The 22,223-nt window shown below is 62.0% G+C and carries 19 protein-coding genes; 13 read left to right on the forward strand and 6 right to left on the reverse strand.

Features of this window, described 5'->3' with window-relative positions; all coding sequences use genetic code 11:
* Window positions 1-202: 202 nt before the first annotated feature.
* From HMPREF3227_RS12910 to HMPREF3227_RS13780, 4 genes are all read left to right on the forward strand, one after another.
* Window positions 203-1,369 (forward strand): DNA cytosine methyltransferase, encoded by a 1,167-nt coding sequence (locus tag HMPREF3227_RS12910; RefSeq protein WP_082750307.1) that lies wholly within the window; start codon window positions 203-205, stop codon window positions 1,367-1,369.
* Window position 1,370: 1 nt separating this feature from the next.
* Window positions 1,371-2,120, forward strand: a complete 750-nt coding sequence (locus tag HMPREF3227_RS12915) for an Eco29kI family restriction endonuclease (protein ID WP_082750308.1) — start codon at window positions 1,371-1,373, stop codon at window positions 2,118-2,120.
* A 378-nt stretch (window positions 2,121-2,498) separates the two neighbouring features.
* Window positions 2,499-3,281 carry an AAA family ATPase gene (locus tag HMPREF3227_RS13775; RefSeq protein ID WP_231732340.1) on the forward strand — a complete coding sequence of 261 codons (783 nt, stop codon included), beginning with the start codon at window positions 2,499-2,501 and terminating at the stop codon, window positions 3,279-3,281.
* The gene (locus tag HMPREF3227_RS13780; protein ID WP_231732341.1) at window positions 3,166-3,768 is read left to right on the forward strand and encodes a DUF4143 domain-containing protein; all 603 of its coding nucleotides are present in this window, start codon (window positions 3,166-3,168) and stop codon (window positions 3,766-3,768) included. Before HMPREF3227_RS13775 ends, HMPREF3227_RS13780 begins: the two co-directional genes overlap by 116 nt.
* Before the next feature lie 15 nt (window positions 3,769-3,783).
* Here HMPREF3227_RS13780 and HMPREF3227_RS08160 read toward each other — a convergent pair whose 3' ends face one another.
* Window positions 3,784-4,734, reverse strand: coding sequence for an AAA family ATPase (locus HMPREF3227_RS08160; protein WP_197429513.1), 951 nt, complete (start codon window positions 4,732-4,734; stop codon window positions 3,784-3,786).
* A 186-nt stretch (window positions 4,735-4,920) separates the two neighbouring features.
* Here HMPREF3227_RS08160 and HMPREF3227_RS08165 point away from each other — a divergent pair, with 186 nt between their 5' ends.
* Window positions 4,921-5,817 (forward strand): trypsin-like serine protease, encoded by an 897-nt coding sequence (locus HMPREF3227_RS08165; RefSeq protein ID WP_066512007.1) that lies wholly within the window; start codon window positions 4,921-4,923, stop codon window positions 5,815-5,817.
* 78 nt (window positions 5,818-5,895) lie between these two features.
* Here HMPREF3227_RS08165 and HMPREF3227_RS08170 read toward each other — a convergent pair whose 3' ends face one another.
* From HMPREF3227_RS08170 to HMPREF3227_RS08185, 4 genes are all read right to left on the reverse strand, one after another.
* Window positions 5,896-7,014, reverse strand: a complete 1,119-nt coding sequence (locus tag HMPREF3227_RS08170) for an RNase H family protein (protein ID WP_066512010.1) — start codon at window positions 7,012-7,014, stop codon at window positions 5,896-5,898.
* 259 nt (window positions 7,015-7,273) lie between these two features.
* A complete protein-coding gene (locus HMPREF3227_RS08175) occupies window positions 7,274-8,566 on the reverse strand; it encodes a sulfate adenylyltransferase subunit 1 (protein ID WP_066512013.1) in 1,293 nt (430 codons plus the stop codon).
* Window positions 8,566-9,492 carry a sulfate adenylyltransferase subunit CysD gene (gene cysD / locus HMPREF3227_RS08180; RefSeq protein ID WP_066488770.1) on the reverse strand — a complete coding sequence of 309 codons (927 nt, stop codon included), beginning with the start codon at window positions 9,490-9,492 and terminating at the stop codon, window positions 8,566-8,568. Before cysD ends, HMPREF3227_RS08175 begins: the two co-directional genes overlap by 1 nt.
* Before the next feature lie 13 nt (window positions 9,493-9,505).
* Complete coding sequence (locus HMPREF3227_RS08185; RefSeq protein WP_066488766.1) at window positions 9,506-10,291, reverse strand: phosphoadenylyl-sulfate reductase; 786 nt, start codon at window positions 10,289-10,291, stop codon at window positions 9,506-9,508.
* Window positions 10,292-10,449: 158 nt separating this feature from the next.
* On the opposite strand from HMPREF3227_RS08185, the gene HMPREF3227_RS08190 reads away from it, so the two are divergent.
* From HMPREF3227_RS08190 to HMPREF3227_RS08225, 8 genes are all read left to right on the forward strand, one after another.
* The gene (locus tag HMPREF3227_RS08190; RefSeq protein WP_066512016.1) at window positions 10,450-10,887 is read left to right on the forward strand and encodes a methylenetetrahydrofolate--tRNA-(uracil-5-)-methyltransferase; all 438 of its coding nucleotides are present in this window, start codon (window positions 10,450-10,452) and stop codon (window positions 10,885-10,887) included.
* 84 nt (window positions 10,888-10,971) lie between these two features.
* Window positions 10,972-12,687, forward strand: coding sequence for an ABC transporter ATP-binding protein (locus HMPREF3227_RS08195; RefSeq protein ID WP_066512019.1), 1,716 nt, complete (start codon window positions 10,972-10,974; stop codon window positions 12,685-12,687).
* 3 nt (window positions 12,688-12,690) lie between these two features.
* Window positions 12,691-14,643, forward strand: a complete 1,953-nt coding sequence (locus HMPREF3227_RS08200) for an ABC transporter ATP-binding protein (RefSeq protein ID WP_066512023.1) — start codon at window positions 12,691-12,693, stop codon at window positions 14,641-14,643.
* Window positions 14,644-14,802: 159 nt separating this feature from the next.
* Window positions 14,803-15,600 (forward strand): hypothetical protein, encoded by a 798-nt coding sequence (locus HMPREF3227_RS08205; RefSeq protein ID WP_066512029.1) that lies wholly within the window; start codon window positions 14,803-14,805, stop codon window positions 15,598-15,600.
* Between the two features lie 680 nt (window positions 15,601-16,280).
* Window positions 16,281-17,621, forward strand: coding sequence for a cation:proton antiporter (locus HMPREF3227_RS08210; RefSeq protein WP_066488748.1), 1,341 nt, complete (start codon window positions 16,281-16,283; stop codon window positions 17,619-17,621).
* A 10-nt stretch (window positions 17,622-17,631) separates the two neighbouring features.
* Window positions 17,632-18,261, forward strand: coding sequence for a DUF1707 SHOCT-like domain-containing protein (locus tag HMPREF3227_RS08215; protein ID WP_255356861.1), 630 nt, complete (start codon window positions 17,632-17,634; stop codon window positions 18,259-18,261).
* Between the two features lie 27 nt (window positions 18,262-18,288).
* Complete coding sequence (locus tag HMPREF3227_RS08220) at window positions 18,289-19,506, forward strand: pyridoxal phosphate-dependent aminotransferase (protein WP_066488740.1); 1,218 nt, start codon at window positions 18,289-18,291, stop codon at window positions 19,504-19,506.
* Window positions 19,507-19,546: 40 nt separating this feature from the next.
* Window positions 19,547-20,785 (forward strand): YibE/F family protein, encoded by a 1,239-nt coding sequence (locus tag HMPREF3227_RS08225; protein ID WP_066512033.1) that lies wholly within the window; start codon window positions 19,547-19,549, stop codon window positions 20,783-20,785.
* Between the two features lie 68 nt (window positions 20,786-20,853).
* On the opposite strand, the gene HMPREF3227_RS08230 is transcribed toward HMPREF3227_RS08225, so the two are convergent.
* Window positions 20,854-22,173 carry a UDP-glucose dehydrogenase family protein gene (locus tag HMPREF3227_RS08230; protein ID WP_066488734.1) on the reverse strand — a complete coding sequence of 440 codons (1,320 nt, stop codon included), beginning with the start codon at window positions 22,171-22,173 and terminating at the stop codon, window positions 20,854-20,856.
* Window positions 22,174-22,223: the final 50 nt, after the last annotated feature.

The following is a 22,223-nucleotide window of genomic DNA, read 5'->3' on the forward strand; positions in this document are numbered from 1 at the left end:
CTGCTCAGTGATTCTCAGCGTACTTCTTCCATTCAGTAGGTACAAGCCTTCGTCCTTCGTTCTTGTCTTTCGCTGAAATTTTCGATAGGTCTCGTCGCTATATGAAACATGTTGCCCTTGCTAGATACACTCGAATCTCAAGAGCCCATCCACTCGCTCGACATAATGCAAAATTTCAAAAAATGTAAGGTAACCTATCCTCATGCCTGTACGAAGCGTCGAATTATTCGCCGGCGGCGGTGGTCTACTGCTTGGTGCTTCCCAAGCTAATGTCGATCACGTCGCAGCTGTCGAATGGAACCACTGGGCTTGCGAAACTATGCGCGAGAATTCCCAGTCAGACTCTCGTTTTTTCCCAGGTCTTAAAGTCCTCGAAGGCGATATTAGGAAGGTCGATTGGGATGAAGTCACTGAAGGACACGAGATAGACCTGGTTACCGGCGGCCCTCCCTGCCAACCTTTTTCCTTGGGAGGATTGGCTCGAAATGCTGAAGACCCGCGTGATATGTTTCCCGCTGCAACTGCCGTCATCTCGAAGCTTCGGCCCAAAGCATTTGTAATTGAGAACGTTAAAGGCCTTACTCGTCCTTCATTTTCAGAGTATCTTGAGTTCATCAAGCTTCGGCTGCAACACCCTGCTATTTCAGCCCGCCCTCGTGAAAGCTGGCGCGAGCATTTCTTGCGCCTCCAAAAGGAACACACCTCCGTACACAGTGATTTGCAATACAATCTCGTTTCGACGTTAGTGAATGCTGCTGATTATGGCATTCCACAACATAGGCATCGGCTTTTTATCGTTGGCTTCCGAGCAGATATCGACGCGCAATGGCACTTCCCCAAACCGACACACAGTGGCGCAGCATTAGCCCTGGCTCAAGCGAATGGGGAGTATTGGGAACGAATGAAGGTTCCGCGCGCTGATCGCATTGCCATTTCAAAGAAGCCTCTTGATGACGGGATGATACCGTGGAAAACAGTGCGCCAAGCTCTCGATGGGCTTCCCGATCCTCAGGTCCGCTCGGATAAGTGGCTCAATCATGAATATAAACCAGGTGCAAAGACTTACCCTGGCCATACTGGCTCCCCAATCGACGCGCCGTCAAAAGCGCTAAAAGCTGGCGTCCACGGTGTCCCGGGTGGCGAAAACATGATTCGTTATCCTGACGGATCAGTACGTTATTTTACAGTTCGCGAAGCTGCCCGTATCCAAACATTTCCCGATGATTACGCGCTACATGGTGCTTGGTCGGAGGCACTCCGACAACTCGGAAATGCTGTACCAGTGGAGCTTGCCCAACAAGTTGTATCTAGCGTTGTTTCTCACCTTGAGGAGCAACAACACCCCTTACCGTTCCTAAAGGTTGTGTGACATGGAGCCCTTCGACCCTCTTTCTTATGCAAATCTCGGAGACTCGATCTCGCGGGCGCTTGATCGACAGCCGCTGCAAAAATTATCAAGCCTAGCGCGGTTTGAAGGCGTCGGTGTGTATGTCCTGTACTACTCGGGGGACTTTCACCCTTACCGATTACTGTCTGAAGCGAACCGGAAAAATCCCGGATCTGTTCCAATTTATATTGGCCGAGCCTCCGCCGAGAACAGCCGCACAGGAATGAATGCGGCACAAAAAGGGTTCGACTATGTCCCAAATGGAGATCCGACCCAAAGTCACCTTCAGATAGGAAATAAGCTGTACAACAGGATCGACGACCACCGAAAGTCGATCATTCTCGGTGACGGCATCGACGTTAAAGATTTTCAGTTTCGAGCTCTATCATTAACCCCCACATGGGTTGCATTGGCCGAAATCATCTCGATTAGAAACCATCAGCCAATATGGAATTCGTACCTTACGGGATTAGGAAACCACAATCCCGGATCAGGACGGTCTAAATCAGTCAGGAGCATGTGGGACACCCTTCATCCAGGCCGCGCTTGGGCGGAGGGACTTGCTCCACGTGTTGAAAGCCCCGAAACTCTTGGTATCGGATGCCACGAGTATCTTGAGAAACAACTCAATTCAACGGCCTCCGGCGAGGGATCGAATCTGGAAGAAGCGCTAGCACTAGATATGTATCTCCCCGATCTACGCCCGCCCGAGGGCGAAAGTTCAACGGATTAGCGGTATACCGAAAGTGACGAGGCCATCACAGCACTGAGCATTGCACAGCCTCCAACCGAGGACGACTTTGCCTCGCTCCGCGAGTTACAGCGCCGCGTCGGCCGGCCAAGCCTCGATGGTGCAACGCGCGGCACAGGCCGTTCGCGTCGGGTGCAGGTGCGGCTTTCAAGCGAACTTAACCGCAAACTCCAAGAACTCGTGCATGACTTTGATATGACAGAAAGGGAAGTTCTTTGTCTAGCACTTGAGCGACGTGAAATCCCCCAACCTGAATGATCATTCGTTCAATCACAGGGTGTTAAAACGTTCAATCCAAGAGTGTTGAAACGTTCAAAGTCAGGGTGTTAGAACGTTCAATCTTCGACTAAACTACTGGTCATGACACCGCAGACTCCCGATAAAAGTCAGCCGTATTTGACGCGTTACCTTGACCGCGAATTGGATGATCTTGAGGGTGTTGCGGCGATCGCCATCAATGGCGCAAAAGGCGTGGGAAAGACGTCTACTGCAGTGCGACGAGCGGACATCATGTATTCACTCGATCGCTCTACCGACTTTGAGCTTATGAGCGCTGCTATGGATACAAAGCTGCGCGAAAACCCCGTGATCTGCCTCGACGAATGGCAAAGGCTCCCCGAACTCTGGAACGCTGTTCGTCACAACGTGGACGAGGGAGTCTCCAACCGCTATCTGTTCACCGGCAGCGCAAGCCCCATACCTGGTACCGATACCCACTCCGGTGCTGGACGCATCCTGGCCCTCACCATGCGCCCGCTATGTCTCGCGGAATACGAAGAAACGACGCCAACGGTGCTTATTGACGATCTCTTCGCGGGAAAGCCACCATCGAAGGAACGAGCGACTGGACAATCGAGGACTTCGCGGAAGCGCTCTGCGCCACGGGGTTGCCCGGCGTCAAGGATTTGCCAGCCCGCCAACGCCGCGCGACGATTTCCCGCTATATCGACTACGCAGTCACGCATGATGTCGTGGATCAAGGTATGCGTGTCCAACGGCCGGACATGCTCCGCGCGTGGTGGGCGGCATGCGCAGCCGCGACAGCAACGACAACGAACTACACAAAAATCCTCAATGCTGCGACGCCAGGGGAATCGGACAAACTGGCCAAGGGAACGTCGCTCAACTACCGCACCATTTTGACGCAGCTCCAGCTCATCGAGCCTGTCCGGCGTGGTCACCCAACTACTCCCCGTTTACCCGGCTCACCGGTGCTCCCAAACACCACGTCTTCGATCCGGGAATTGCGGCAGCGTTGCTCAGGCTCACCCCAGACATGCTCCTGCCACAAGCGCCCGGTGGATTTGAAGCCTTTGGGCAGCTCTTTGAGTCACTCGTCACGCTCACTGTCCGAGTCGCTGGGCAGGCAGCAGAGGCGTCCACGTTCCACCTCCGAACTCAAGGCGGAAAGCAGGAAGTCGACCTCATCCTCGAGCGCTACGACGGCAAGGTCATCGCTTTCGAAGTGAAGACAAAGCCCACCCCAACCGATCGCGACGTTCGGCATCTTCACTGGCTCAAGGAGAAGCTTGGGGATCGCCTCGTCGATGCCGTCGTTGTCACGACTGGCCCGGCAGCGTACCGCCGCAAAGACGGCATTGCGGTTGTCCCGCTGGCGCTGCTCGGTTAGTTCTCTGCCCCCGATTCAGAGCAGCTGCGTCGCAGACTCCACGCTGATATTCGCCAGCGCCGCCGCACGCGAGCCATCGCGAGTGAAAGTGACAAAGCGCGGCTCGGCCTCCACCTCACGGGCCAGGTCAGCGAGTGTGCGTGCGAAGTCCGTGTTGTGGGTGGCGATGAAGACCTGGATATCCGAGTGGACAAGGACGGTGAGAATCTGGGCGAGCGCGTTCTGCGCCGCGGCGTCGAGCCCCGCGTCCGGGTTGTCCCAGAAGATGTAGCCGCCCGGCTTGAGTGTCCCGTTGGCCAGCACGCGCTGCAGCATGCCGAATGTGCGTTGGCTATCCGACATGAGGCCCGGCTCGATAACGCCCACGCCGAGCTGCTCCAGATAGAAGCCGCCGTCCTTGTCCACAATAGAGCCGCCGTGCAGGACGACATCAAAAGCGGGCACCAGCTGCTGCTCCGGACCGGCCGGGCCACCTTCGCGCACAGGGCGCGCGAGCATCTGCTGCAGATCGGACCATGTGTCGTCCCCGCCAGTCTGCGTCAAAGCTTCTGGTGCGCCAAAATAATGGGACCCGCCAATTTCCTGAGCTGCGGGAGCGCTCGCCACGTCGACCGCGGCGGTGCCGCGGGAAGCAAAGCTGAGCGAGAGGGCATCGGCAAGCTCGGCGTACATCGCAGTCATGCCCGCCTCGGTGGGGTACGGCGCGCGGTGCACGAGGCGCCCCAGACTACCCGGCTGATACGTGCCCACCAACTTGTCCGTGAGCACCGTGGGCAGGCGCTCCGCCGGCTGCGAGGCGCCGTCGCGCAGCGACTTGGTGAGCGCATACGCCGCCTTGAGCACATACGTCTTACCGGTGGCGTTGCCGCCTAGGAGGAGGTTGAGCCCTGGCGCGAAGTCCACGCGCGCGGCGGAGAACGGACCAAAATTTTTAAGCTCAAGGCTCGACAAAGGATGAGGACGCATGCCGATAATTCTACGTCTTTCCCCGTTCAAATTCACCGGCCACCCCACGCAAAGCCCGCCTTGCAGGGCATTTCCATGATTTAAGTCACCTGATGAAACGCTTTGAAATTCGTCGACGATTATTAAAACGAGAAAGGAAATTCTATCCTTTCGCCCCTCTTTATCACTCATCACTAGAGGTTTCTCATGTCTCTTGCCTCTCGCCTCGCCTCTACTGCCGTCGCCCTGGCTGCCGCCACCTCCCTCATGGCGGCGCCGGCGTCGGCCATTCAGAATGCGCCGATTGCTTCCGATGCCCTCTCCAACACCGTCGCACGCATCACCTCCGACGGCACGGGGTACACCGGCGTGTGCACCGGCGCTGCCATTTCCGCCACGGAAATCCTTACCGCACGCCACTGCGTAGAAACCACGACGCCCCGGTCCGTGACCGCGCCGGATGGCTCCGTCCTCCCCGTCACCAGCTACAGGAAAGGTAACGACAGCGACGTTGCCATCCTGACGCTCGGCCGCGCGTGGACCGGCTCCATTGCACAAACGACCACCGCACCGACACAGAACGGTCAGACCTTGACCGTGTATGGCAAGGGCGGCCCTACCGATGGTGTCACTCGCAAGGCGACAGCCACCGTCCTCTTCAACGAACAGTCCACAAGCGCCAGCACCTTGTACGACGCACACCTGGCCGTTGGCAATATCGCCAACGGCGCGCGCATAATCCAGGGTGACTCCGGCGGCCCGCTCTTCAACGCCCAGGGTGAAATCCAAGGCGTGACCTCCGGACTCATCACCACCGGCGGCGAGATGGCGGGCATCGAGAGCGGTATCTTTATCAATCCGCTGTCGCTTGACCCCTCCATCTTCACCTCCACGGCGAACACTCCGGTCCGTCCCTCGAACCCTGGCACGACGCCGACGAATCCGGGAACTATTACCCCACAACCGTCTCCGACTAACCCCGATTCTGGAAGCACGGAGACGGGCTCGTCGCTGGATGCTGGCTCGATCATCGGCATCATCACTGGCGTCATCAGCCTGCTGGGCGTACTCGGCGGCCTCGCCTCGCAGTTCGGCCTCATCTAACGAGTTGGCACGCACAGAAGCCGACGCAGTGGATGCGTCGGCTTGTTGTGTTCTTGAAGTCCGGTGTAGCCGGGATGGCTAGGCGTGGGCCAAGGCGGCGTGGAAATCGGCGCTGGGGTCCATCACCACGAGGTCGTCGATATCGACCTTCGCCAAGGCCTCGTCAAAATCCGTACGGATCCGGCTATAAATAGAGCGCCCACAGTCGCCGTGGAGACCCCACTCATACTTACGACGAACATGTACCGCAGCGCGATCCGCGAACTCGTTGAGCACGTGACCATTGTGCCCGCGCACCCAGTGGATATTGACCACCACTCCGGCATCTCGCCACTGCTGGACGACCTCGGCGCACTCTCGCATGGCGGACTGTTGCAGCATCTGCAAGCACTGCTCTGGATGGTTGAACAGGCGATAACACGCCATACTGTCGGTGAGCACATCAATAGTGCGGAATCCGCGACGGCCGCACCTCTTGACCGCAGACGCGATTGCCGTTGCCTCCGCATGCGCTATCGAGCGAGTACGCAAGCAACCCGTAAAAATATCGCCCGTTGTCGCAGCCGCCGCCCAGCCAGCGGTGGTGCCGTAAGTATTGCGGGAGGCGTCCGTGCCAACGACAACGTGAGCAAGAGCCGCGTATTCGGCAGCAGCCTTGGCTTCCTCTTCGCGGGCACGCTTGGCTTCGTACTCGTCCTGCAGAGAGGTCACGGCAGCGGAGTGCCAGGTGCGGCAGGCCTGCCACGTGGACTGCATCGCAGCGCCGGAGACAACGGTGCGCACGACCATGCCAGGGTATTCCTCCGGGTAGGCGGTGAGCACCTGGCAGACCTCCGGCGAGGAGACGTACACGGCCGTGGTGCCGTCCTCTGCAAGAGCGGCATGCTGCGACCACAGGCGGTGGAAGGCCTCGGCCATGACGCCGGCGAGGTCCATGGCCTCGGCACGAGCGACCTGCATGCGGCAGTCCTCGGGGTAGTCGCCGAAGCCGCGCTCCTTGGCCGGCGTCAGGACGCGGACGAAGAGGTCCTTGGCGCGGCCATTGCAACCGGTCGACACGACCGCGTAGCGGACCGAGTCCACGGTAACGAGGGCACCATAGACGACGAGCGATGCAGCAACCGGGCGCGCGGAGGCAGCGATGGCAGCCGGATTAGGGGTCAGCGTGCCGGGTTTGTGGGAATAGGGGGCGGACATGAGGTTGGTTCCTTTTCTTGTACGAGGGTCGACATCGGTCATAGCGCTCGGGATTGCGCGCTATGGTGTCCACCTTATGAAGCACCCCTGACATGAACTCGGGCGCCGTGGACTTGAGCCTAGAACGAGCATGCGAACGCCCTCGTAGCCGCCCAGAGGTTACAAAAAATGTCACCCCGAAAACCACAGAAATTCGGCCGGACACCACAGGATTTCTGCGATGCCCGGCCGAATTCAGGGCTAATGCACAAGGCGCTATCTAGCGCAGGCGCTGCCCCACGAAGCCAGCGGCCAGGGTGTTGCCGCTGGACTGGTCGATAAGCAGGAAGTTGCCCACGGCGCCACGAGCGGCGTAGTCCTCCACGGGCAGTTCCTGGGCGGTCTGCAGCGTGATGTGCGCGATGTCGTTGAGGGTGGCCTTCTCCGGGTTGTCAGTGTCGGCGACGCCATCGAGGTCGAGGATGCGGTCGACGCTCGTGATACGGGCCTTGACCTGGGCCGCGCCGTAGCGCAGCTTGAGCATCTGGCCCGGGGTGAGGTCTTTCTCGGTGAGGACGACGGCGGTGGCGACAAACTCGCGGACGGGCTCGGGGCGGGGGCCGGCGGCGAGGAGATCGCCGCGGGCGAGGTCGATCTCATCGGCAAGCCGGAGGACGATGGAGTCGCCGGCGCGGGCGGCATCGGCAGGCCCATCGGTGGTGTCGATGTTGGTCACGGTCGTGGTGCGGCCGTGCGGGGCGGTGACCTCATCGCCCACGGCGATGGAGCCGGCCTTCACACGGCCCGCGTAGCCGCGGTAGTCCGAGGCGTGCTCGCGGATGACGTACTGGATGGGGAAACGGAAGGCGAGCTCTTCCGCGCGGCCACCGGTGACGGGGATGGACTCAAGGACCTCCAGCACCGTGGGGCCGGTGTACCAGTGCATGTTGGTGGACGGCTCGACAACGCTATCGCCCTTGAGCGCGGAGATGGGCACGACAGTGGAGTCGGTGATGCCCAGGCGATTGGCGATGGAGTGGAAGTCCTCCTCGATGGCGCGGAAGGTCGCCTCGTCATAGTCGACCAAGTCGATCTTGTTCACTGCGAGGATGACGTGGCGCACGCCCAGGAGTGCGGCGACGTTGAGGTGGCGGCGGGTCTGCTCGACGACGCCATAGCGGGCATCGATAAGCAGGACGACGACCTGGGAGGTAGACATGCCGGTCACGGTGTTGCGGGTGTACTGCACGTGGCCCGGGGTGTCCGCGAGGATGAACGTGCGCTTATCCGTTGCGAAGTAGCGATAGGCGACATCGATGGTAATGCCCTGCTCACGCTCGGCGCGCAAGCCATCGACGAGGAGGGAAAGATCCATGCCGTCGAAGCCGCGGTCCGCAGAGGAGCGTTCCATGGATTCGACCTGGTCGGCGAGTACGGACTCCGTGTCGTAGAGCAGGCGGCCCACGAAGGTGGACTTGCCGTCGTCCACGGAACCGGCAGTGCACAGGCGCAGGGTCTCACGCTCTTTGAGGGCGGCTACCTGCGGCGTTGCGGTATCAATAGCGGTAGTCATCAGAAGTAGCCTTCCTTCTTGCGGTCCTCCATGGCGGACTCGGAGAGTTTGTCATCGGCGCGGGTGGCGCCGCGCTCGGACAGGGTGGAGATGGAAATCTCAGCGAGGATCTCGTCCGGGGTGGACGCGGTGGACTCGACGGCACCGGTGCAGGACATGTCGCCCACGGTGCGGTAGCGCACGGTCTTGGTCACGAGCTCCTCACCCTCCTTGGGGCCGCCCCACTCACCGGGGCACAGCCACATGCCGCCCCGGTTAAACAGCTCGCGCTGGTGGGAGTAGTAAATGGACGGCAGCTGCAGGTTGCGGGCGCCGATGTACTCCCAGATATCGGACTCCGTCCAGTTGGAGATGGGGAAGACGCGGACGTTCTCACCGGCCATCTTGCCGCCGTTGTAGAGGTCCCAGAGCTCGGGGCGCTGGCGGCGCGGATCCCAGCCGCCGAAGGAGTCGCGGATGGAGAAGATACGCTCCTTGGCGCGGGCGCGCTCCTCGTCGCGGCGGGCGCCGCCCAGGACGGCGTCGTACTGGCGCTCGGCGATGGTTTCGACAAGCGGTACGGACTGGAGCGGGTTACGCGTGCCATCGGGGCGCTCCTGCAGGTCACCGCGGTCGATCCAGTCCTGGACCTTTGCGACGTGGAGGCGGGCACCAGTTTCGGCGACGAGGCGGTCACGGAACTCGATGACCTCCGGGAAGTTGTGGCCGGTGTCGACGTGGAGGAGCTCGAAGGGCACGGTGGCCGGAGCGAAGGCGCGGCGGGCAAGCTCGAAGACGACCACGGAGTCCTTGCCGCCGGAAAACAGCAGGCCCACCTTGTCGAACTGGCCGGCGACCTCACGCAGGATGTGGAGGGATTCGTTCTCCAGGTCCTTGAGGTGCGGCGACAGCGCGCCTGCCGGCGCTTTAGAAATAGTCGTAGTCATGGGGGTCAGCTCCTTACTCGTGCAATCCGCACTCGGTCTTGCCATCCGCAAAAACGCGGCCCGAGCGCGCGTCCTCGCCTTCTGCGACGGGGAAGGTCAGCGGGGCGCAGCCAATGGACCGGTAACCCTGCAGCGTAAGCGGATGGATGATGAGGTCGTGGTCCTTGATGTACGCGTCCGTATCCTCGAGGTCCCACGTAATAATCGGCGAGATCTTCAGGCGGCCGTGTTGGTCGAGGCTCAGCGCCGGCGCGGTGGCGCGGTGCTCAGAGTCGGCGCGGCGCAGGCCGGTGACCCAACCGACGTAGGGGTCCATCGCCATGTTGAGCGGCTCGACCTTACGCATGCGGTTATACGCGGCGACGTCGCGGGCATAGAGGCGGGGGCCGTAGACCTCGTCCTGCTCCTCGGGGCTCAACAGCGGGAGGACGCGCACGAGCGGGAGGTCCGGGTAGCGTTCCGCGACGCGGTCGGCGGTCTCGAGAGTCTCCGGGAAGTGGAACCCCGTATCAATAAAGAGAAGGTCCGCGTCGAGGTGCGCGCGGTGCGCGAGCTCGGCCAGAACAGTGTTCTCCATGGACATCGTCACGGCGAGGCGGCCCGGCGCGTGCTCGGCGGCCCACTCGATGATCTCTTCTGCCGTCGCGTCATGGAGCTTGTCGGCCCAGTCCTCGACGAGCGCACGGTTAGTGGCGGCCACCTCGGGGTCGAGCGGCGCGGTATCGCGCGTGCCCTCGGGGCTCATGGCCGGGTCGCGGAACGTCTTTCCCGCGTCCAGGAGATTAATCGGTTCTGTCATGCCGAACACTCTAAAGAACCACGCAGTCTGCTGCAGCCCGAACCGGACATTACGGGACGTGAGCTTGCCTGATGTCATGAATGTTAATTGCGCAAGGTGTACGGCTCGGTCTATATTTATAGACAAGCCAGTCTAGGGATACAGAAAGGACGACACGCATGCACGACCACCAGCGCGTCATCATCGTCGGCGAGGGCCCATCCTCGCTGTCCACAGCAGAACACCTCATCGCTGCGGGCATGTGTGTCGACCTCATCTCTTCCTCTCCTGCACCGCTCGGTCTACTCCAGCGCTATGCTTCCGATGCCCTCAATCCCTGCGGCCCCGCAGCCACCCCGCGCCTGCGGCTCATCGGCAACGTGAAAGTCGGCGCCCGCCCAGGAGAGGGGGATATCACCCACGCCGAGCTCCATCGCCTCGCGGCGACCGGCCAGCGCGAGCTCATCATCCTAGAGCTCAAGGCCCGCGGCATTCCCGTCACCACGTGGGAGGGACTGTGCGTCCCCCTCGACGGCGCAGAGCCCACGGACTGGGAAGCCATCCAGTCCAGCGCTCGCCATGCCGGCGTGCGCGCCACCGAGCTCGCCATGGCGTAGTTCGCGCACATAAGCGACGCTGCAAGCGAACCCCCAGTTCGCAGTTAAAGCTTTAACACCGAAGATTGCTAAAGTTGGTTCCTTGTGGAACTGATCAAACTCATCGGTCGCTACGCGAAGCCGTACACCTGGCAAATCCTGGCGGTACTCGCGCTGCAGGCCATCTCAACCGCAGCGACGCTCTACCTGCCGTCGCTCAACGCGGACATCATCGACCAAGGCGTCGCCCAGGGCGACGTCCCCTATATCTGGACCACGGGCCGCGTCATGCTCGCCGTCGCGTTCGTCCAGGTCATCGCCGCCGTCATCGCCGTGTGGTTCGGCGCGCGTTCCGCCATGGGCCTCGGCCGCGATATCCGCGCGATGGTCTTCCGCCGCGTCGCGCGCTACTCCGCCGAGGACATGGGTCACTTTGGCACGCCGACGCTCATCACGCGCGGCACGAACGACGTCCAGCAAGTCCAGATGACGTTCATGATGACCCTGAACTTCATGGTGGCCGCGCCGATTATGGCCATTGGCGGCATCATCATGGCCATGCGTGAAGACGCTGGCCTCTCCTGGCTCGTGTGGGTCTCCGTCGCAGTGCTCCTCGGCGTCATTTCCGCGCTCATCGCCAAGCTCATGCCGCTCTTCCGCGTCATGCAGGACAAGCTTGACGCCATCAACGGCACGCTGCGCGAGCAGATCACCGGCATCCGCGTCGTCCGCGCCTTCGTCCGCGAGGCCCACGAGACCGAGCGCTTTACCGAGGCCAACGAGGACATCACGCAGCTTTCGCTCAAGATCGGCAACCTGTTCGTCACGATGTTCCCCATCATCACGGTGATCCTCAACGTCGCGACCGGCGCCGTGCTCTGGTTCGGCGGCCACCGCGTCGACGACGGACTCGTCGCGGTCGGCTCGCTCACGGCTTTCCTCCAGTACCTCATGCAGATCCTCGCCGCCGTCATGATGGGCACGTTTATGGCCATGATGCTCCCCCGCGCCATCATCTGCGCCAAGCGCATCACCGAGGTCCTCAACCGCGCCCCGTCCATCGTCGAGCCCGAGCACCCCATCGAGCCCGCACACGAGACCGGCGAGGTCGAATTCGATAACGTGACATTCTCCTACGCCGGCGCCGATGCCCCCGTCCTCGAGAACGTCTCCTTTACCGCCCACCCCGGCCAGACCACCGCCATTATCGGCGCGACCGGCTCAGGCAAGACCACGCTGCTCTCCCTCATTCCGCGTCTCTACCTGCCCACGCAGGGCCAGGTCCGGATCGACGGTGTGGCAACGAGCGACCTGGCGCGAGAGGGCATCGTCAAGCGCGTGGCCCTCGTCCCGCAAAAACCCTACCTGTTTAGCGGCACCGTGGCCTCCAACCTACGCACCGGCGCACCCGACGCGACGGACGAGGAGCTGTGGGACGCCCTTAAAGTCGCGCAGGCGAACTTCGTGACGGACCTCGACATGCCCATCGCGCAGGGCGGCACGAACGTCTCCGGTGGCCAGCGCCAGCGCCTGTCCATCGCGCGCATGCTCGTCGCAAAACCGAAGGTCTATCTCTTCGATGACTCTTTCTCCGCGCTCGACGTCATCACGGACGCGAAAGTCCGCGAGGCCATGCGCTCCTATACCGCCGACGCCACGACCATCATCGTCGCGCAGCGCGTGAGCTCCATCGAGAACGCGGACCAGATTCTTGTCATGGAGGCCGGCCGCGTGGTGGCCAAGGGCACCCATGCGCAGCTGCTCGAGACATCCCCGACGTACCGCGAGATCGTCGAATCCCAAGCGACGGTGGAGGCATAAACCATGGCTAAAAAGACTCAAGAACTCTCCGAGCAGGAGCTCCACGAGCTCGAAGCCGCCACCGCTGGCGACGATTGGTCCGGCTCCGCCCCGCGCACCGCGAAGAACTTCTGGCCCTCGGCCAAGCGCCTCATTGGCCTGCTCGGCGGGCACAAGGCGGCGCTCGCGGTCATCGGCCTCTTCAACGTGGTCTGCGTTGTCCTCGCCGTCGTCGCCCCGAAGATCATGGGTAAGGCCACGGACGTCATTTTCTCCGGCGTCGTCTCGCGCATGCTGCCCGCCGGCACCACCAAGGAAGAAGCCGTCGCGGGCCTGCGCGCTGCTGGCCAGGACCAGTTCGCGGACATGGCGTCGGGCATGGAGCTCCACCCTGGCAGCGGAATCGACTTCACGCGCTTGGGCCAGATCATCATCCTCGTCATCCTCATGTACGTGGTGTCCTCGCTCTTCCAGCTCTGGCAGGGCTTATGGCTCAACAAGCTGGTCATGGGCGTCGTCTACGATCTGCGCCAGCAGGTCGAGGCCAAGGTCAACCGCCTGCCGCTGAACTACTTCGACACCAACCAGCGCGGCGACCTCCTCTCGCGCACTACCAACGACGTGGATAACGTGCAGCAGGCCCTCCAACAGGCGATCAGCCAGATGTTCTACAACGTCCTGCTCGTGGTGGGCATTACCGTCATGATGTTCAACGTCTCCTGGCGCCTCGCACTCATCGCGCTGCTCTCGCTGCCGCTCACCGGCATCGTCATCGGCGTCATCGGCACCCGCTCCCAGAAGCAATTCAAGACGCAATGGAAGTCCACGGGCCTGCTCAATGGCCAGGTCGAGGAGGCCTTCTCCGGCCACGAGCTTGCCCAGGTCTTCGGTCGCACCAAGGCCATGACCGCCGAGTTCGACGAGCGCAACGAGGAGCTCTTCCGCTCCGCGTCCCTCGCCCAGTTCCTCTCCGGCATCATGATGCCGATCATGCAGTTCATCTCGTACCTGTCCTACGTCGCCATCGCCGTCCTCGGCGGCCTGCGCGTGGCCCACGGCCAGATGACATTGGGCGATGCCCAGGCGTTTATCCAGTACTCCCGCGAGTTCAACCAGCCGCTCGGCCAGCTGGGCGGCATGGCCCAGCAGGTCCAGTCCGGCGTCGCCTCCGCCGAGCGCGTCTTCGAGTTCCTCGACGCCGAGGAACAGCTTCCCGATGCCCCCTCCTCCCACCCCGGCCGCGCCCGCGGCCTCGTTGAGTTCGATCATGTGGCCTTCTCCTACGATCCGGACAAACCCTTGATTAAGGATTTGTCCCTGCGCGTCGAGCCCGGCCAGACCGCCGCCATCGTCGGCCCCACCGGTGCCGGTAAGACCACGCTGGTCAACCTGCTCATGCGTTTCTACGAGATCGACTCGGGTGAAATTCGCCTCGACGGTGTCTCCACGGCTTCGCTCTCGCGCGCTGAGCTGCGCTCCCAGGTGGGCATGGTGCTCCAGGATGCCGTGCTCTTTAAGGGCACCATCATGGATAACATCCGCTACGGCCGCCTCGACGCCACGGACGAGGAGGTCATCGCCGCCGCGAAGGCCACGTACGTCGACCGCTTCGTGCACTCCCTCCCCGACGGCTACGACACGGTCATCGACCAGGACGGCGGATCCGTCTCCGCTGGCGAGCGCCAGCTCATCACCATCGCGCGCGCTTTCCTCGCCCAACCGGCGCTGCTCATCCTCGACGAAGCCACCTCCTCCGTCGACACCCGCACCGAGGTCCTCGTCCAGGACGCCATGAACGCCCTGCGCGCCGACCGCACGTCCTTCGTCATCGCCCACCGCCTGTCCACCATCCGTGACGCGGACCTCATCCTCGTCATGGAAGACGGCGACATCGTGGAGCAAGGCACCCACGCTTCACTGCTGGAGGCCCACGGCGCGTACTGGCGTCTCAACCAGGCCCAGTTCGCGGAGGACTAACCTCCTCCCCGAGACTCGTGCTGCCGCCCCTGATCTCCTGCTTCTTAGCAGTAAATCAGGGGTTTTTAATGTTTCAACCCCCGAATGCGCCATCCCGAAAATTTGTTCCTCTTTCATTGCTCCCACGTCCGCCACTCTTAACTCAAGGAGTCTTTGCCCGTGCGCAAGATTGGAACTCTTCTCTCGGCCCTCGCGCTCTCCGGCGCGCTCGTGGTCGTCCCCCAGGCCGCAACCGCTGCGCCCCTCACTTTCGCCGAAGCCTACGACCCGCAACCTTTCAACCCCTTCCCGGCTGAGGTTGGCTCCGCAGAATCGGGAGTCATCCTTCTGGATGGTCTCCCAAGCAACGACTACATTTCACGTGTAAATGTTGAATTCGGAGAAAGTCCGTACCCAATCAACCTCGCAGGAAATAGCTTCCTTCCAAGTTTTGCAAAAGCCTCAATCAACCCAGAGCCCATTTACCCTGCTGAATTCAGCGTGCCTTTCACCGCAACAATCATCTACACCGACGGAACTCGAGACACCGTTTCGGGAATTAGGACTTTCGCTCCCATTCCCACTCTTGTCAAGGACGGCGAGCCGATCCCCGCAGACCCGACGCCGGAGCTTCCGACTGTTACCGCTACGACGACCGTCACCGTGAAACCCGCACCGGTCACCACCACGGTCATCAACCGCGAGCCTGCTACAGCCACCGAGACTACAACCGCAACCACCACGAAGACCGTCGCTGTCCCGACGACTGTGGCCACTCCGACGACGGTCACTGAAACCGCGACTGTCACGAAGGTCGCAGCACCGGTCACGGTCACGAAGACTATGGCGACGCCGGGTGCTGCTACGGATAAGGGTTCGAGCAAGGACGGCGGGCTCATCGGCGGCATCATTGCTGCGATTGTCGCTGTCCTGGCCGCTCTGGGCGGCGGCGCGTACTGGTTCCTCAACATGCGCTAAGTCCAGCTAGTTCAGTTCCTTGCGAAAATCGCTTCTCAGATCGAAAAATTTGAGCGATTTTCACAAGGAACTTTTTTGTTGCTGCCCAAAAGCGCTCCGCGCCTCGAGCTGAAACGAGATTTTCGACAGGAACGCTGCAGCGTCCACGCGTCCCGTGGGCGGCATGAGTAATCGAGTTCACGGCAAAGTAGTTTTCATCACTGGTGCGGCCCCGGGCATGGGCGCCTCGCATGCGCACGTTCTCGCGGACGAGATTGGCGCGAACATCGCGGGAAATTTGTCACTAACGCACCCGATAATGCAGTGCTCGGCGGTGCGTCCTAGGCGCACGCGGGCAAAGAGAACGCCTCGAGCCCCGACCGAAAGGCCGGGGCTCGAGGCAACTCTATCTCTCTTAGGAGGTGTCCCATTGGCGGTGTCTCACGTCGCCACCCCCGGGACCCGGGGCTATCTCTCTATCTCTCTCAGGTATGCGCCTCTCAAACGCATGAACTCATTATGGGGCGCGCACCTTGCACAGGCCGTACGAGCGCCTGCGCGCTTTCTGGCAGTTCCTGATAATTCTCTGGCAGCAGGTGAGATGGCACACTCGTGGCGGGGTGTGGGGAATCGATAACGGTTGGGCCACGGAGCAGCGCCGAGAGTAGGCACACGGCGCGGGAGGAAAGTACTCTAATCGCATGACTCACACTCTCGCCGCAGATGTTGTTGTCCTCGCGGCTGGCTCTACCGACTACACGCCGTCCCTGGTCTCCTTCGCGTGGATCATGGCGGTAGCCTTGCTTGCCCCGATTGTGGCCGCCATGCTGCGCAACCGGCTGCCGTCGGTGGCACTGCTCATCATTTTCGGCATGATCATCGGCCCGTCGATCCTGGATCTGGCGCACGAGGATCCGGGCATCGGCATGCTCAAGGAAATTGGCGTGGGCGCGCTGTTCCTCCTCGCCGGCTTCGAGATTGACCTCGGCACGCTGAAATCCAAGCAAGCGAAGACCGCGTTTACGACGTGGCTGATGTGTATTATCGCGTGTATCGCGGGCGCGTACTTCCTGGTGGATACGATTCCACTCGCCATCGTCATGGGCATCGCCGTGACCTCGACGGCGCTGGGCACGATTACGCCGATGCTCAAGCAGGACAAGCTCATCGGCACGCGCGTGGGCGACTCCGTGATGATCCACGGCGCCGTTGGTGAGCTCGCACCGATTACCGCGATGGCGCTATTGCTGGGTACCCGCGCCACGTGGCTCACGGCGCTCATCCTCCTGGCCTTCTTGGGCATTGCGGTCTTTGTGGCGGTCGCGCCCCAGGCCATCGGAAAGCTCGCGCCCTGGGTGAAGCGGGCGTTTATCGCCGGTGCGGGCGCGACGAACCAAACCATCCTGCGCCTTATCGTGCTTATCCTGGCCATCCTCATGGCGGTCACGGCGGTCTTTGAGCTCGACATCGTTCTGGGCGCGTTCGCGGCTGGCATTATCCTGAACCGCGTGGTGCCGGACGAGTTCCACAAGGGTCTGGAAAACCGTCTCAACGTGCTGTGCTACTCCATGCTCATCCCGGTCTTCTTCGTGGTCTCCGGCATGTCCATCGACTGGAAGGTCATCGCAGACAAACCGCTCCAGGTCATCGGCATCCCGCTGCTCATCCTGTTCACGCGCGGCCTGCCAGTCTTCCTGCGCGAGAATGTTCACCACACTGGCTCCGAAATCGAAACCACGCGTGAGCGCCTGCAAGTCGCACTTTATGCCGCGACGGGTCTGCCGATCATCGTCGCCGTGACCACGGTGGCGGTGGCCTCCGGCATCATGGATGACGAACACGCGTCCATCTTCATCGCCGGCGGCGCGCTCACCGTCGTGATCTTCCCGCTGCTGAGTTCTCTGGTGCGCAGCAATGACCCGAACGCGGAGGAGAAGCAAAAAGAAGACGAGGACTCCACGGCCGAGTCCAGGGAAGAAGCGGAGCACGCTGAGAGAGAACAAGCAGTCAAGGACGAGCTCCGTAAGGATTCAAACACCTAATATAGACAGCGTGACTAGCTTTGGAGCCTCCCCGTTTGATAATTCGCTGCGGCTTTCTGATGCCGAGCGCACCGACGCCATGAATCAACTCGCCCGCGCCGTGGGCGAGGGACGCATCACCATGGACGAGTTCGAACAGCGCTCGGATGACATCATGCGCGCGGCCACGCGCCGCGATCTCGTGCCGCTCTTTGCCGATATCCCGGCGCGTGGCACGCAGGAGCTCAAGGTCTACTCGCAGGGCGATCTGGAGCGTGCACGAGCTGCGGCGCGCAAGCCGCGTCTGGCCACGGCGCTCATCGGCACGATCGGCCTCAACGTGGCCGCCATCTCCGTCGGCGTTGCGGGCACGGGTGCGGGGGCGGCCGTTGGGGTGGTCACCCTCTTAGCACTGGTACCGGTGCTGTGGATCCTCCTCTACGTCGCGAAAGTGGGTCCGGAAAACTGGAGCACGCCCAGCGCCCGGCAAATGGAGCGCCAACGCATGCGGGAAATCCAGCAGGCCACGGCGGCACAGCGCGCAGAGCAGAAAGCCATCGAATCCCAGATGTGGGCGCAGCGCCGCCAGCAGGCAAGCGAGCTCACGGGCGAGGCCATGAATTTCGCAAAGAAGAAATTCAATCAGTGGAACGAAAAGTAGCCTAGTCGGGGTATAGACTTAGGCGGCATGACTCGCATTTTCGATCAGGCAGACAAGCTCAAGGGCGTCGCATACGACATCCGCGGCCCGGTGACCGCCGAGGCCGAGCGCATGGAGCTCGACGGCCATTCCATTCTGAAGCTCAACACCGGTAACCCAGCCATCTTTGGCTTCGACGCGCCGGACGTCATCATGCGAGACATGATTGCGGCGCTGCCCACGTCCCAGGGTTATTCCACGTCCAAGGGCATTATCCCGGCGCGCCGTGCGATTGTGACGCGCTATGAGCTGGAGAATTTCCCGCCCTTCGACATCAATGATGTCTACGTGGGCAACGGCGTCTCCGAGCTCATTTCCATGACGACGCAGGCGCTGCTCAACAATGGCGACGAGGTCCTCATCCCCATGCCGGACTATCCACTGTGGACGGCGGCGACCTCGCTCGCGGGCGGCACCCCGGTGCACTACCTCTGCGACGAAGAAGACGACTGGAACCCCTCGCTCGAGGATATCCGCTCCAAGGTGACGGAGAAGACCAAGGCCATCGTCGTCATCAATCCGAATAACCCGACGGGCGCGGTGTACTCCCGCGAAATCCTCCAGGGCATCGTCGACATCGCGCGCGAGCACGACCTGCTCATCCTTGCCGACGAGATCTACGACCGCATCCTCTACGACGGTGCGAAACACATCTCGATCGCCTCGCTCGCCCCGGATCTGCTCACCATCACGTACAACGGCCTGTCCAAGGCCTACCGCGTCGCCGGTTACCGCGCTGGCTGGATGGTCGTCACGGGTCCGAAGAAGTACGCTCACGGCTTTATCGAGGGCCTCGATCTTCTCGCAGGCACTCGCCTGTGTGCCAACGTTCCGGGCCAGCACGCCATCCAGGTCGCGCTCGGTGGGCGCCAGTCCATCTACGAGCTCACCGGCCAGGGCGGCCGCCTGCTCGAGCAGCGCAACGTCACGTACGAGGGTCTCAACAAGATTCCGGGTGTCAGCTGTGTGAAGCCGATGGGCGCGCTCTACGCGTTCCCGCGCTTGGATCCCAACGTCTACGACATTCACGATGACACGAAACTCATGCTCGACATCCTGCGCGCGGAAAAGATTCTCATGGTTCAAGGTACGGGCTTCAACTGGCCGAACCCGGATCATTTCCGCATCGTCATGCTGCCGTGGGCCTCGCAGATCGAGAATGCCATCGAGCGCCTCGGCAACTTCCTCGTGAGCTACAAACAGTAACGATTTCCGCTATTGCTGGAGATAGTTCACAATAGTGAACATGTCTCGACATTCCGCACCGGTCACCGGCCGCAACCCATGGCGCGTCGGCCTGGCCGGTGCGCTGCTTTTCGCTTTCCTCCTCACCGCGATCGGGCTCGCGTGGCAGTGGCCTTCGGGCACCCCGATATTCAGCCCCGAGTTCACTCGAACCTACGCGCTCAATCAGCCACAGATTACGGCGCGCGTCACGACGGTCGACCATCACCTGTGCGCCTCGCCGCTCACGGGCACGGCGTTTGACGAGCCGCCGCTGCGCCCCGCGTTCGAGGAGGACACGTCCTGTACGCGCGCGCTGCTCGATCTCACGAGTGGCACCAACGAAGGCAAGCAGACGCAGCTCGTCTTCCACGGCGTGGCCGGCGACCCAACGCTTGAGGTCGACCAAGAAGTCCTGCTTGCCGAGGCCACCAATCCCGACGGCTCGCTTACCTATTCCTTCGCCGACTATAAACGCGGCGGCGAGCTGTGGATCTGGGCGGCTATCGTCGCGATCATCATCGTGGGCTTCGGCGCGTGGCAGGGCCTGCGCGCGCTCCTCGGGCTCGCCTATTCGCTCGCGGTCGTCTTCCTCTTCCTGCTCCCCGCGCTCCTCCAAGGTCACAATCCGATCGTGGTCACGCTGCTTGCCTGCTCCATCATCGTGCTCATCGCCGTGCCCATGGTCCACGGCGTGAACTGGAAGGCCGCGGCCGCGATGGGCGGCTCACTCCTCGCCCTAGGCGTCACCGCGCTCCTCGCTTGGGCGATGATCGACACGACGCACCTGCAAGGACTGAGCTCCGAAGATAACCTCAAGCTCGTCCTCTACCTGCCCGGCGTCTCCGTCATCGGCGTGCTCATGGCCGGGTTCATCATCGGCGCACTGGGCAGCCTCAACGACGCGGCCATCGCCCAAGCGTCGACCGTCACGGAGCTCGCCGCCGCCGAGCCCGAAGCCCGCGCTGGTTCCCTCTTCGTCTCCGCGATGAAAGTCGGCCGCGACCACATCGCCTCGATGGTCTACACCCTCGTGCTCACCTATACGGGCGCCGCACTCCCCCTGCTCATCCTCATCACTGCGGCGAAGCGTCCCGCCGGCCAGATCCTCGTCTCCGATCTCGTGTCCACCGAGCTCCTGCGCTCCGGCATCGGCGCCGCGGCGCTCACTATCGCCGTGCCGCTCGCCACGATCATCGCAGCACTCACGGTCCCCGAACGTCGCGCTCTCCAGGTCGTTTCCGAATCCGCACCGCGCTAGCTTTGGATTTATGGCGCCTCACACGAGATTTTCGACGCCGAGGCGCCATAAACCCAAAGCTGGGAGCCCTAAAGCGAGCGGCCGAGCGCGTCGAGCGTCCAGCCAGCAGTCTGCCATGCCTCGACGTCGAGGACGTTGCGGCCGTCGATAATGTGGCGGCGGCTCACCAGCTCGCCCGCAGCCGCCGGGTCGAGCTCCTTGAATTCCTTCCACTCCGTGGCGAGGATGACCAGCTCCGCGTCGCGCAGCGCGGACTCGCAATCAGGCGCGTAGTTGAGCGTGGGGAAGACCTTCTTCGCATTCGCCATGCCCTCCGGGTCGTAAACCGTCACGGCCGCGCCTGCCAGCGAGAGCGAACCGGCCACGGACAGCGCCGGCGAGTCGCGCACGTCGTCCGAATTTGGCTTAAACGCGCAGCCCAGCACCGTCACGCGGTGGCCGAGCAGCGCGCCGGCGAAAGATGCCTTGGCTAGGTCCACCACGCGGTCGCGGCGGCGCATATTGATGGCGTCGACCTCGCGGAGGAACGTGAGAGCCTGGTCCGCGCCGAGCTCACCCGCACGTGCCATGAACGCACGAATATCCTTGGGCAGGCAACCGCCACCGAAGCCAAGCCCAGCCCCGAGGAACTTGCGGCCAATGCGATCGTCGTACCCGATGGCATCGGCAAGCTGTGTCACGTCCGCACCTGCAATCTCGCAGATTTCAGACACGGCGTTGATGAAGGAAATCTTGGTGGCCAGGAAGGCGTTGGCGGAGACCTTGACCAGCTCGGCGGTCTGCAGGTCCGTGGTGATGAACGGCGTGCCGCCAGCGAGCGGCTGGGCGTAGATCTCGCGAGCGACTTCTTCGGCACGGCCGCCATCCTGGACGCCGAGGACGATGCGATCCGGAGTAATGGTGTCCTTGACCGCGTAACCCTCGCGCAGAAACTCTGGGTTCCAGGCAATCTCTACCGTGGTGCCCGCGGGCGCGAGCTCGTTGGCCATGTCTTGTAATTCCGCGGCGGTGCCGACGGGAACGGTGGACTTGCCAAGGATGAGATTCTCGCCCGTAAGCTTCGGCACGAGGTCCGTGATGACAGCCTTGACGTAGGTCATATCCGCTGCGTACGAACCATGACGCTGGGGCGTGCCCACGCCCAAGAAGTGAACCTTCGCGAACTCGGCGGCCTCTGTGTACTCCGTGGTAAACGACAGTCGACCGGCCTCAATATTGCGCTCGAGGACCTCCGGCAGCCCCGGCTCGAAGAAAGGAACCTTCCCAGCTTGGAGCGCCTCAATCTTGGCCGCGTCCACGTCGACGCCCAGAACCTCGTGGCCCAGCTCCGCCATGCACGCCGCGTGCGTGGCACCCAAATATCCAGTTCCGATCACAGTCATTCGCATAAAGGGCAATCCTACGAGCGGCTGGTAAACAAAGGGCGACGTTCAGCTTA

This window comes from Corynebacterium sp. CMW7794 (genome assembly GCF_001563605.1).
Taxonomy (GTDB): domain Bacteria; phylum Actinomycetota; class Actinomycetes; order Mycobacteriales; family Mycobacteriaceae; genus Corynebacterium; species Corynebacterium phoceense.

Bases quoted from the DNA above. Each gene is read 5' to 3' on its own strand.
- HMPREF3227_RS12910 (WP_082750307.1), top strand. From the start codon at position 203: ATGCCTGTACGAAGCGTCGAATTATTCGCCGGCGGCGGTGGTCTACTG.
- HMPREF3227_RS12915 (WP_082750308.1), top strand. From the start codon at position 1,371: ATGGAGCCCTTCGACCCTCTTTCTTATGCAAATCTCGGAGACTCGATC.
- HMPREF3227_RS13775 (WP_231732340.1), top strand. From the start codon at position 2,499: ATGACACCGCAGACTCCCGATAAAAGTCAGCCGTATTTGACGCGTTAC.
- HMPREF3227_RS13780 (WP_231732341.1), top strand. From the start codon at position 3,166: ATGCGCAGCCGCGACAGCAACGACAACGAACTACACAAAAATCCTCAA.
- HMPREF3227_RS08160 (WP_197429513.1), bottom strand. From the start codon at position 4,734: ATGCGTCCTCATCCTTTGTCGAGCCTTGAGCTTAAAAATTTTGGTCCG.
- HMPREF3227_RS08165 (WP_066512007.1), top strand. From the start codon at position 4,921: ATGTCTCTTGCCTCTCGCCTCGCCTCTACTGCCGTCGCCCTGGCTGCC.
- HMPREF3227_RS08170 (WP_066512010.1), bottom strand. From the start codon at position 7,014: ATGTCCGCCCCCTATTCCCACAAACCCGGCACGCTGACCCCTAATCCG.
- HMPREF3227_RS08175 (WP_066512013.1), bottom strand. From the start codon at position 8,566: ATGACTACCGCTATTGATACCGCAACGCCGCAGGTAGCCGCCCTCAAA.
- cysD (WP_066488770.1), bottom strand. From the start codon at position 9,492: ATGACTACGACTATTTCTAAAGCGCCGGCAGGCGCGCTGTCGCCGCAC.
- HMPREF3227_RS08185 (WP_066488766.1), bottom strand. From the start codon at position 10,291: ATGACAGAACCGATTAATCTCCTGGACGCGGGAAAGACGTTCCGCGAC.
- HMPREF3227_RS08190 (WP_066512016.1), top strand. From the start codon at position 10,450: ATGCACGACCACCAGCGCGTCATCATCGTCGGCGAGGGCCCATCCTCG.
- HMPREF3227_RS08200 (WP_066512023.1), top strand. From the start codon at position 12,691: ATGGCTAAAAAGACTCAAGAACTCTCCGAGCAGGAGCTCCACGAGCTC.
- HMPREF3227_RS08210 (WP_066488748.1), top strand. From the start codon at position 16,281: ATGACTCACACTCTCGCCGCAGATGTTGTTGTCCTCGCGGCTGGCTCT.
- HMPREF3227_RS08220 (WP_066488740.1), top strand. From the start codon at position 18,289: ATGACTCGCATTTTCGATCAGGCAGACAAGCTCAAGGGCGTCGCATAC.
- HMPREF3227_RS08225 (WP_066512033.1), top strand. From the start codon at position 19,547: ATGTCTCGACATTCCGCACCGGTCACCGGCCGCAACCCATGGCGCGTC.
- HMPREF3227_RS08230 (WP_066488734.1), bottom strand. From the start codon at position 22,173: ATGCGAATGACTGTGATCGGAACTGGATATTTGGGTGCCACGCACGCG.